At 43.6% G+C, this 8,219-nt stretch carries 9 protein-coding genes, 2 tRNA genes and 1 pseudogene; 7 read left to right on the forward strand and 5 right to left on the reverse strand.

The window, feature by feature from the left end:
- Positions 1–64: 64 nt before the first annotated feature.
- On the reverse strand, positions 65–484 hold the full coding sequence (locus tag HQM15_11750; protein ID MBF0493438.1) for a helix-turn-helix transcriptional regulator: 420 nt from the start codon (positions 482–484) through the stop codon (positions 65–67).
- 139 nt (positions 485–623) lie between these two features.
- Here HQM15_11750 and HQM15_11755 point away from each other — a divergent pair, with 139 nt between their 5' ends.
- The 7 genes and pseudogenes from HQM15_11755 (at position 624) to HQM15_11785 (ending at position 4,912) form a co-directional block, all read left to right on the forward strand.
- Complete coding sequence (locus HQM15_11755) at positions 624–905, forward strand: helix-turn-helix transcriptional regulator (GenBank protein MBF0493439.1); 282 nt, start codon at positions 624–626, stop codon at positions 903–905.
- Entirely contained in the window at positions 898–1,101 is a 204-nt protein-coding gene (locus tag HQM15_11760) for a hypothetical protein (protein ID MBF0493440.1), read from the forward strand. Before HQM15_11755 ends, HQM15_11760 begins: the two co-directional genes overlap by 8 nt.
- On the forward strand, positions 1,098–2,024 hold the full coding sequence (locus HQM15_11765; protein ID MBF0493441.1) for a hypothetical protein: 927 nt from the start codon (positions 1,098–1,100) through the stop codon (positions 2,022–2,024). Before HQM15_11760 ends, HQM15_11765 begins: the two co-directional genes overlap by 4 nt.
- Positions 1,981–2,769 (forward strand): ATP-binding protein, encoded by a 789-nt coding sequence (locus tag HQM15_11770; GenBank protein ID MBF0493442.1) that lies wholly within the window; start codon positions 1,981–1,983, stop codon positions 2,767–2,769. Before HQM15_11765 ends, HQM15_11770 begins: the two co-directional genes overlap by 44 nt.
- A gap of 206 nt (positions 2,770–2,975) precedes the next feature.
- A complete protein-coding gene (locus HQM15_11775; protein ID MBF0493443.1) occupies positions 2,976–3,182 on the forward strand; it encodes a hypothetical protein in 207 nt (68 codons plus the stop codon).
- A gap of 440 nt (positions 3,183–3,622) precedes the next feature.
- Positions 3,623–4,135 (forward strand): annotated as a pseudogene (locus HQM15_11780) (recombinase family protein).
- Between the two features lie 93 nt (positions 4,136–4,228).
- Positions 4,229–4,912 carry a hypothetical protein gene (locus HQM15_11785; GenBank protein ID MBF0493444.1) on the forward strand — a complete coding sequence of 228 codons (684 nt, stop codon included), beginning with the start codon at positions 4,229–4,231 and terminating at the stop codon, positions 4,910–4,912.
- Here the strand turns inward: HQM15_11785 and HQM15_11790 are convergent.
- The 4 genes from HQM15_11790 to HQM15_11805 all read right to left on the reverse strand — a co-directional run bounded on the left by HQM15_11790 (position 4,875) and on the right by HQM15_11805 (position 7,964).
- Positions 4,875–4,947: transfer RNA gene (locus HQM15_11790), tRNA-Glu, on the reverse strand. The two genes, HQM15_11785 and HQM15_11790, sit on opposite strands and share 38 nt — an antisense overlap.
- A gap of 99 nt (positions 4,948–5,046) precedes the next feature.
- Positions 5,047–5,119, reverse strand: a tRNA-Lys gene (locus HQM15_11795).
- Positions 5,120–5,341: 222 nt separating this feature from the next.
- On the reverse strand, positions 5,342–5,932 hold the full coding sequence (locus HQM15_11800) for an OmpA family protein (GenBank protein MBF0493445.1): 591 nt from the start codon (positions 5,930–5,932) through the stop codon (positions 5,342–5,344).
- 64 nt (positions 5,933–5,996) lie between these two features.
- Positions 5,997–7,964, reverse strand: a complete 1,968-nt coding sequence (locus HQM15_11805; GenBank protein MBF0493446.1) for a (Fe-S)-binding protein — start codon at positions 7,962–7,964, stop codon at positions 5,997–5,999.
- Between the last annotated feature and the right edge of the window lie 255 nt (positions 7,965–8,219).

An 8,219-nucleotide genomic window follows, 5' to 3' on the forward strand; every position in this document is an offset into this window, starting at 1 on the left:
AGATCCGTCGCTATTTTTTAGAGGAAAAAGTGGGTCCCTATCCTTGCGAACCACCGGGTCCCTATCATGCGTACAGGTGGGGCCCTATCATGCGAACTCCAGGCTCCCTGTCATGCGCGCTGACAATAAAAGTGTGCTCATTTATTTCCAACGCTTTCTTTTGCATAATCTGATCCGCCATTGCTTTCAAAACTTCTCGTTCGGTGGGAGCAAATCTTATCCACATCTCAAAGAAAGTTTTATCCTCTTTATCTAGAACTCCAGCTTCGTTTGGATTTGCAAAAATTTGCCAGACGGGAATTTTCAATATTTCCGCGATTTTGAAAAGATAATCGCTCAGAATAGATTGGCTGCCTCTTTCCATCGCGGAGTAGGTTGCCTGATTTAATCCAAGACGGTCGGCAATATCCTGCTGTGTCAGCCCGGCTTTTTTCCGGAGATTTTTTAGGCGTAGGAGAAATAAATTTATTGAGCGTTGCGTCATAAAGATACGCGTGAATAGCTAAAGTGCGTCATGAATGCAATACTTTTTGCATATATTATAATTTACAGCACTAAAAATAGTGTGTTTTTAAGTATTTAGTGTTGACAGTTGAAATAGGTAAAATATAGAGCATATGAGTATGGACACTAAAGTTTTGACGTTGGGGGAACTCATTAGAACTTTAAGGCACCGATCGAAACTCTCTCAAACAGAACTGGCAAGGGTTGTGGGTGTTCACTTCTCTAGTATATCCCGATGGGAACGTGATGTGTCGACGGATGAAATGAAACTCAAACATATCGTAAAACTCGCTTCAGCCACTAATATTCCACTTCCTGAGTTATTGAAGGCAAGTAAACATTTGGGAGAGCATGACCTCGATGAAGTTATTAGAGCAATCGATGGAGAGATCGATGGATGATTTGATTCTTCGAGCAAAACTTCTCATTCAAAAAATACAGAGCGAATCTCAAGTGCTCGAAGAAAATTTTAATCAACGCATACAAGAACACGGTTTTGATCCAATTCACATTCGATCACTTGAAGAAATTCTCGATCAATTAAGGGCGCTCGATGGGACAACGAACTTATGTCGAGATACAGGAAAATTTTTGTGAAGATGTGGGGCGACAGTAAGTTTCGCAGTCTTTCAGCTCCTGAGGCGAATGCACAAACGCTTTGGTTTTTTTTGCTGACAGGCCCACAAACGACTCGAATCCCAGGTTTGATTGCTTCGGGAGAAGCCGGACTCAGTGAAGTGATTGCTTGGAACCTAGAAGGGTTCCGGAAAGCCTTTCAGGAACTCTTTCAGAAAGGCATGGTGAAAGCGGACTGGAAGGCTCGTTTAATTTGGATACCGAAAGCAATTTTTTACAACCGACCGGAAAATCCGAATGTAGTGAAAGGATGGAAAGATACTTGGGATGAAATGCCGGAGTGTGAATTGAAACATGAAGCATTTCAGGAGCTTGATAATTTCATGAAAGGATTAGGGGAAGGCTTTCATAAAGCCTTTCGGGAAGCCTGTTCAAAGCCTTCCGGAAAGACTTTGCCAAATCAGGAGCAGGAACAGGAGCAGGAACAAGAACAGGAACAGGAATATTTTCCTCCTTCGGAGGCTGGAATAAAAACTTCCAGCTCCAAAAAAATAGAAGGATCTTCTGCCTCGGCGGAAGTCAAAGACACCGAGCTGTTGTTAAAACAAGAGGGCCCCACCTGCCGACAGGCAGCCCAAACTTGGACTCATCCGCGATTGATTCTCTTTGCGGAAGAGTACTTCCTAGCCAGAGGTCAGGAATACATCGTGGGCAATTATCAGGCTGAAGGCGGTGCCGCAAAACGCATCCTCGCCAAAACCCCCGACGAGAGCCTTTATCGTCAGGCCGTCCGAGCGTATCTCGAGCACAATGACAAACGACTTACAGAAAACGGACATCCATTTTTGTGGTTTGTTCGTGATCTTAACCGCTGGGTGATGAAAGCCCAAGGAGATGCGCATGCTAGGGAGAATGCTGGAAAATACGACGAGCTATGCGAATAAACGACCTCCGGATGGAGAGTGTTTGCAATGCAAGAAAAGCTTGGAGCCTTATCTGAGACCGGCTTTTATGGGATTATCGGCTCGATGGTTTCCGCCTAGTTCGTTTTGCGCTGAATGCGAAAAAGAAAAAGAAGTTCAGGAAAGAATTTTGAGAGAGCAGGAATTGCTCGACGAAGCTTTTAAAAATTCGAGAATGTCGATCCGGTTTAAGCAGAGAATCTTTGAAAACTTTGTTCCTGAAGCCAACACTCAAAAGGCTTACGAAATTGCCTCTGACTTTCAGCCTAACAGCAACGGGCTCTTGTTTCTAGGTGCTTGCGGTGTGGGGAAAACACATCTCGCTGCGGCGATTGCCAATAGGCAAATTGGAAAGATGCCCACGCTTTTTATTTCTTGTCCGGAGTTTCTTTTAGAACTGCGGGAAAGGATTGATAGTCGAAAAAAGACTCACCATGTGCTTTTCGATTTGGCTCGAAAGGTTCGGCTACTGATTCTCGATGATATTGGCGCAGAAAAATCTTCGGAATGGGTTCAGGAAACGCTCTTTGTTTTGATCAACTATCGCTACGAGCACATGCTTCCCACGATTTTTACGAGCAATTGCAGTTTGAAAGAACTGGAAGAAAAAGTGGGTAAACGGATTATTTCCCGAATGATTGAAATGTGCCGGTGTATCCGGATGAATGGCGAGGATTGGCGGGTTAAAACGAGAAAACAAAAGATGGAGATTGTTCATGATGACTGAGAAACAGGAAATCGGACTCAGGGCATTTGACAAGGTGATGAAACAAATTCTCGACTTAGGTCAGAGTAGTTTGTCCGAGAATCAATTTTTGGCTTTTAGGAAAATGGTAATGGATTTTTTTGCAGATGGTAGACGGAGCCTTATAGGCGCGAATCAGGGTCGGTGCGGAGAAAGCAAAACAATGACAAAGGGGGCGGTGACTATGGATGGATGAAAAATCAAAATCGCTAGGAAGACCCCCCACACTTGTATTGCTGGATATTCATACAAAAAATGAAATGGATAACGGTTTGAAAACAGAGTTTAAAGATCGTTCAAGCATAGAGTATTCAAAAGGTGTTTTGAATTTTATCGATGCTCTTGCTATGGATATAGTTAAAAGAGAGTTGTCCTTAAAGGAGGTTTCCAAATGACCAAGAAACCACAAATTTCCCCTGAAGTACGTCCTGTTGTTTTTGGAGCCATTTATGCTCGTTATTCGAGTGACATGCAAAGTCCTACCAGTGCGGTAGATCAGGTTGAGCGAATTAAATATCTTCTCGGTAAAAATCAAATTGCAACACGACTTTTCCAGGATGCAGAGATCAAAATTGAACCGAAATGGATTCATTCGGATGAGGCTGTTAGTGGCAAGATTGCGGGACGTTTTGGTTATCAAACTATTCTTGAAGGTATACGGACGAAAGCTTTCGAAATTTTAATCGTAGATGATCTGTCACGATTGACTCGTTCATTGGGAAATCTACTTGGTCTTTACGACCTTCTTAAACATTATGATGTAGAGCTTGTTTCAGTAACGGATCGTGTGTCTTCTGCGGATTCGAATGCCAGGACCTTCTTTACTTTCAAGGGAATGGTGGCTGATTTCGGAAATGAGGCCCATGCGGGCAGAACTATCCGTGGGCTTCAAGCCCGGGCCCTTGAGGATTTTTCAACAGGCCAAAAGCCCTATGGGTATGGATCTGAGGCGACAAAAAGAGAAATACGAAAGGGTCGTGAAGTCCTTTCTCATTTTCGCATTTTAATCATTCCACAAGAGGCCGAAATTGTTCGGCGTATTTTTAAACTTTATTCCGAAGGTCATGGAAAAGTGGCCATTGCCAAAATTCTAAATGTTGATGGAGTGCAGACATCCACTCCTCGCGCGACATATTGGCAAATTGGTCCCATCGACAAAATTCTGAATAATGAAAAATATATCGGCCGCTGGGTATTTGGACGTTTTTTTGATTCAAAAGATCCTGAAACAGGGAGACGTGCGAAAAAGCAACGCCCTCGATCGCAATGGATCGTAAAAGATCGTGAGGATTTACGAATTGTTCCGCAGGATTTATGGGATGTTGTCCAAAAACGAAGAGGTGAAAATCAGGAAGAAAGAAAAAGTAGTGCTCCAAAGTCACATCAGAAAATTTTTGGAGCTTTTGATCGAATTGACCAGCGACATTTATTAACCGGCGCGATGGCTTGTCCAAAATGCTTGGGTACAGTCACTATGGTTTCAGGCAGACGAGAAGGATATTATGGCTGTGTAGCCGCTTATCGAAAAGGAAATTGCGACTGGCGTGTTCTGATTCGAAGAAACAGAGTGGAAAAAGCAGTCTTGGATTATTTAAAGGAAGAGTTTCTTCATAATGAAGACTTGGTCCAATCCACGGCTCAAAGGTGTAATGAAATCGTTAAAGAAAGCCTTCGACAAGCTCCTGATCAAAAAATGGATTTTGAAAAAGAGCTGGGAGGCCTCGATAAAGAAATTTCAAATCTCATTGGTTTTATCACCAAAGGTAACGTTTCTAATATCGATGCTGTTTCGGAGGCTCTTCGGCAACGAGAAGATAGAAAGCTTCATGTCAAACAGCAGATTTCCCGACTGACACATTCCGAAAGTAAAACCAGATATTTGATTACCCCTTATCTTGTGAAAATTCGCTTGGAAGAGATTATGAGCGATATTGAATCTGCGGGGGATAGATATAGCGCATTAATACCCCAAATATTTGAGGGTCCCCTTGTGCCCCATGAGGCACAAGGGGGAGTTCTCCTAAAAGGAACCCTCAATTTGGGTCGTGCAATGATGGTGGCGAAAAGTTCGCCTCATTGCACTATAGCGTCCCCAACGGGATTCGAACCCGTGTTACTGCCGTGAAAGGGCAGTGTCCTTGGCCTCTAGACGATAGGGACAGTTAAAAACAGTTAACAGTTATTAGCTATTAGTTTTCAGTTAAAAGTACTTTGCTATACTTACTGGTAACTGGTTACTAGCAACTGATAACTACAACATGAGCCGGCCGGGGTTCGAACCCGGGACACCTGCCTTAAAAGGGCAGTGCTCTACCAGCTGAGCTACCGGCCCGTAAATTTTTTACATAAGCTACTACGCACTTCAATTGCGGCGTTGCGGTATTCAAAATGTCCTCATTTGCAGTAGCAAACTCCGGTATTTTGGAGCCTCCGCGCCTTGCACTTGAATCGCTCGTGACGCTTCTGTTAAAAAATTGTACAGATAAAAAACAACGAGCGCTGGGCTTGTAACAAAGGCCTCCAGCGCTCGTCAACAATAGAGTGAAAAAAACAATTATTTAATATTAAATTCAGTCCTTCTGTTTTTGGCTCGTCCGGCTTCTGTGCCATTGTCTGCTATGGGGCGGGTTTTACCATATCCAACGGATTCTAATCGATCCGCGGAAATGCCCTTGGAAGTTAAATAAGTCTTCACGGAAGCAGCGCGTCTATCGGAGAGTTTTTCATTGTAAGCCTCTGAACCGATAGAATCGGTGTGACCTTCAATGCGAACTCTTTGAATTTTTGGATTGTTTTTCAACACAGAAGCAACGTCATCCAAAACGCCGTAAGATTCAGGTTTAATATTGGATTTATTGAAATCAAAATAAACGATCTGGTTGATTTCAATTTTTGCAGCTTGAACCACAGGCTTTGGGGCTTCACGACCTTCTGAATACCAACGATGGCACTCTTCTCGGTTTTGGCGAGCCGCATCGCAAGCAGGAGGGGTAGTTTCTTCAATCAATTCGTACCAACGACCACAGTTTCCCGCAGAACCTGTGCAAGCAGTTGGGTTTTGAACTTCTGTGGCTGTAATTTGGGCAAAGCTAGGGGTGGCTACGCCCAGCCCCAGCAGAGCTAAGAGTATTGTGAGTTTTTTCATTTCTTCTTCTCCTTATTTTAGATAAACCGCACATCACGTTCCAAGAGGAACATGACGTTTAGCTCTATTGAAGTGATTCTGCAAAAATTTCGGCGATATCTCTTACTTGAACGTCAACTTGTTTGTCTTTGCTAGCATCCGTGATCATGACCTTACAAAAGGGGCAAGCAGAAGCGATTGTTTCAGGTCTTACCGTTTGTAAGTCCTCTAAACGTTTATGATTCACTCGTGTGCCCGTATGCTCTTCCATCCACATGCGCCCCCCTCCTGCTCCACAGCAGCGACCCGTTTCTTTGGAAAGCTCTGCATCCTTATACTCTACCCCGGGGATAGACTCTAGGATTTTTCGCGGTGCATCATAAATATTATTATAACGTCCCAAATAACAAGAATCGTGGTAGGTTAGTTTTTGCTTAAGTTCTTTAACAGGTTTAAGACGGCCTTCCTTGATCAGCTGGGCGATATAGTCACTGTGATGCATCACCTGATAATTTCCGCCAAACTGAGGGTATTCGTTTTTAAGGGTGTTGAAGCAGTGAGGGCATTGAGCCAGCACTACCTTGAATTTGTATTTATTCAAGGTCTCGATATTTTGCTTTGCCAGGGTTTGAAACAAATATTCGTTTCCAATACGACGGGCAGAGTCTCCTGTGCAGGTTTCTTCAGGGCCCAAAATGGCAAAATCCACCTTGGCTTCCTGAAGAATTTTTACCAGGGCAACTGAAACTTTTTTATTGTGATCATCATAAGCCCCCGCGCAGCCTACCCAGTAAAGCACTTCTACTTCATTCTTTTCAGAAAGGAGGGGGACGTTTAAGCCTTTTGCCCAGCTTGCTCGCTCATCAAATCCGATTCCCCAAGGGTTTCCATTGGTTTCAATATTACGAAGAGTTGCCTGAGCTTCCTCAGGAAATTCGCCACGCATCAGCACCAGGTCTCGACGCATCCCCACAATTCGATCGACAAAACCGATGAGAACAGGGCAGGCCTCTTCACAGGCGCGACAGGTGGTGCAAGACCATAACACATCGGGTTTAATGACTTCAGGCACCAGAGGAATCAGCGCTTTTTCTCTGGCTTCGGCAGATCCTGTGAGCCCATTAATATTTTCATACATGTAATGTTTAAGATCGATGTTGATCTGCTTTGGATTGAGTGTTTTTCCCGTATTCCATGCCGGGCATTGCGAGGTGCAGCGGCCACATTCCGTGCAGGAATAAACATCCAAAATATCTTTCCAGGTAAATTCGTTTAATTTTGAAACTCCATAAGCGGTAACACTTTCATCTTCTAAATTGATGGGATTGAGTGCCCCATAAGGTTTTAAATTTCTCAAAAACACATTGGGAAGTGAGGTAATGACGTGAAAATGTTTCCCGTAGGGTAAGAAATTCAAAAAGAGGAGTACGACCCCGATGTGCAAAAAATAGGAGACGGCGCCAAGCGTTGCCAGGCTCGAAGGAGAAAGATTCAACAAGGCCTGTCCGAATAAGCTGCTCACAGGGCCTGCTAAAAGCCCTGGAAATCCATGGTGAATGAAATGGATTCCATCGTTTATAAAATCGGTGATCATGAGGGTGAGGATAAAACCAAGAATCAAGGTTCCTTCGCCGGATAAGGTGATTCGAGCGGGCTTAGAGATGAGTCGTCGATAAAGAAAATACAGTGCCCCACTGACCACACAGGCCTCGATGCAATCTTTCACGAAGCGGTATCCATTCCACAGCGATTCGGAAACAAAAGGAAAATGGAAATTTGCACTAAACCCCACTGCAAAGGAATAGAGGGTTTGCAGGGCAACAATACAAAACCCCCAAAAGATGAAGGCATGAAACAAACCGGGGACAAAATCTTTGGCGATCAAACGATGCTGGGCAAAGCCAAAGTCTAAGAGGGCTTTTATTCGGGCAGGAATATTTTTAAGGTTATCGGAGGCCTTCCCCAAGGTGAGGAGTTTATAGCGTTTGCTCATTGAATAGGCAAAAAAACTGAGGGCAGCAATCAGGATTATGGCAACCGGTATTGGATACATGATACTTCCTCCATAAAGAAAATGGTTTCATCCCAGGGTTCATCGAATGAAAAGCGCAGATGAGGTAACAAAAACACTCCAGTGAATCAAGAAAATATGCTAAATTTGTTGCTTACTTTACATCTGTTGGATGCATTTAATTACTGGGGGTAAAAAAGAGCAAAAAGTAAGAAAAGTTTAATTTTGCTTAGAGATAAAAAGAAGGCGAGGATTTCTTGGTTTGAAAAGGACAAGAAAGGAGCCTCGCCTATGATC

This window comes from Deltaproteobacteria bacterium (genome assembly GCA_015233135.1).
Taxonomy (GTDB): Bacteria; UBA10199; UBA10199; order JADFYH01; family JADFYH01; genus JADFYH01.